At 51.7% G+C, this 2,058-nt stretch carries 1 rRNA gene; it reads right to left on the reverse strand.

The annotated features are described in order from the left end of the window. Window positions 1–2,058: ribosomal RNA gene (locus F624_RS0131895) — 23S ribosomal RNA — on the reverse strand; the annotation flags it as partial.

The following is a 2,058-nucleotide window of genomic DNA, read 5'->3' on the forward strand; positions in this document are numbered from 1 at the left end:
TGCGCTTCCACACCTGACCTATCAACGTCCTGGTCTTGAACGACTCTTTAGGGGGGTCAAGCCCCCGGCAGATCTCATCTTGAAACGAGTTTCCCGCTTAGATGCTTTCAGCGGTTATCTCTTCCACACATAGCTACTCGGCAATGCCACTGGCGTGACAACCGATACACCAGAGGTGTGTCCACTCCGGTCCTCTCGTACTAGGAGCAGGCTTCCTCAAATCTGCAGCGCCCACGGAAGATAGGGACCAAACTGTCTCACGACGTTTTAAACCCAGCTCACGTACCTCTTTAAATGGCGAACAGCCATACCCTTGGGACCGGCTACAGCCCCAGGATGAGATGAGCCGACATCGAGGTGCCAAACACCGCCGTCGATATGAACTCTTGGGCGGTATCAGCCTGTTATCCCCAGAGTACCTTTTATCCGTTGAGCGATGGCCCTTCCATACAGAACCACCGGATCACTATGTCCTGCTTTCGCATCTGCTCGACTTGTCAGTCTCGCAGTTAAGCACGCTTATGCCATTGCACTATTAGCACGATGTCCGACCGTACCTAGCGTACCTTCGAACTCCTCCGTTACACTTTGGGAGGAGACCGCCCCAGTCAAACTGCCTACCATGCACTGTCCCCGATCCCGATAAGGGACCTAGGTTAGAACCTCAAACACACCAGGGTGGTATTTCAACGTTGGCTCCACAAGATCTAGCGACCTCGCTTCAAAGCCTCCCACCTATCCTACACAGATCTGTTCAAAGTCCAATACAAAGCTACAGTAAAGGTTCATGGGGTCTTTCCGTCTTTCCGCGGGGAGATTGCATCATCACAAACATTTCAACTTCGCTGAGTCTCAGGAGGAGACAGTGTGGCCATCGTTACGCCATTCGTGCAGGTCGGAACTTACCCGACAAGGAATTTCGCTACCTTAGGACCGTTATAGTTACGGCCGCCGTTTACTGGGACTTCAATCAAGAGCTTGCACCCCATCATTTAATCTTCCAGCACCGGGCAGGCGTCACACCCTATACGTCCACTTTCGTGTTTGCAGAGTGCTGTGTTTTTATTAAACAGTCGCAGCCACCGATTTTTTGCAACCCCTTTGGGCTCCCTCTGTACGAGTTCACCTACTTGGGGCATACCTTCTCCCGAAGTTACGGTATCAATTTGCCGAGTTCCTTCTCCTGAGTTCTCTCAAGCGCCTTAGAATACTCATCTCGCGCACCAGTGTCGGTTTGCGGTACGGTCGTGTGTAGCTGAAGCTTAGTGGCTTTTCCTGGAAGCAGGGTATCACTCACTTCGGCTGCAAGCAGCCTCGTTATCACTCCTCATCTAAGCCCGGCGGATTTGCCTACCAGGCACGACTACAAGCTTGAACCAACATATCCAACAGTTGGCTGAGTTAACCTTCTCCGTCCCCACATCGCACTACACATCGGTACAGGAATATTGACCTGTTTCCCATCAACTACGCATCTCTGCCTCGCCTTAGGGGCCGACTCACTCTACGCCGATGAACGTTGCGTAGAAAACCTTGCGCTTACGGCGAGCGGGCTTTTCACCCGCTTTAACGCTACTCATGTCAGCATTCGCACTTCTGATACCTCCAGCAGGCTTCACAACCCACCTTCACAGGCTTACAGAACGCTCTCCTACCACGTGCAATAAATTGCACATCCGCAGCTTCGGTAACTGGCTTAGCCCCGTTACATCTTCCGCGCAGGACGACTCGATCAGTGAGCTATTACGCTTTCTTTAAATGATGGCTGCTTCTAAGCCAACATCCTGACTGTTTTAGCCTTCCCACTTCGTTTCCCACTTAGCCAATTTTAGGGACCTTAGCTGGCGGTCTGGGTTGTTTCCCTCTTGAGTCCGGACGTTAGCACCCGGTGCTCTGTCTCCCAAGCTGTACTCGTCGGTATTCGGAGTTTGCATAGGTTTGGTAAGTCGCCATGACCCCCTAGCCTAAACAGTGCTCTACCCCCGACGGTAATACTTGAGGCACTACCTAAATAGTTTTCGGAGAGAACCAGCTATTTCCAAGTTTGTTTAGCCTTTC

This window comes from Curvibacter lanceolatus ATCC 14669 (assembly GCF_000381265.1).
GTDB classification, from domain to species: Bacteria; Pseudomonadota; Gammaproteobacteria; order Burkholderiales; family Burkholderiaceae_C; genus Curvibacter; species Curvibacter lanceolatus.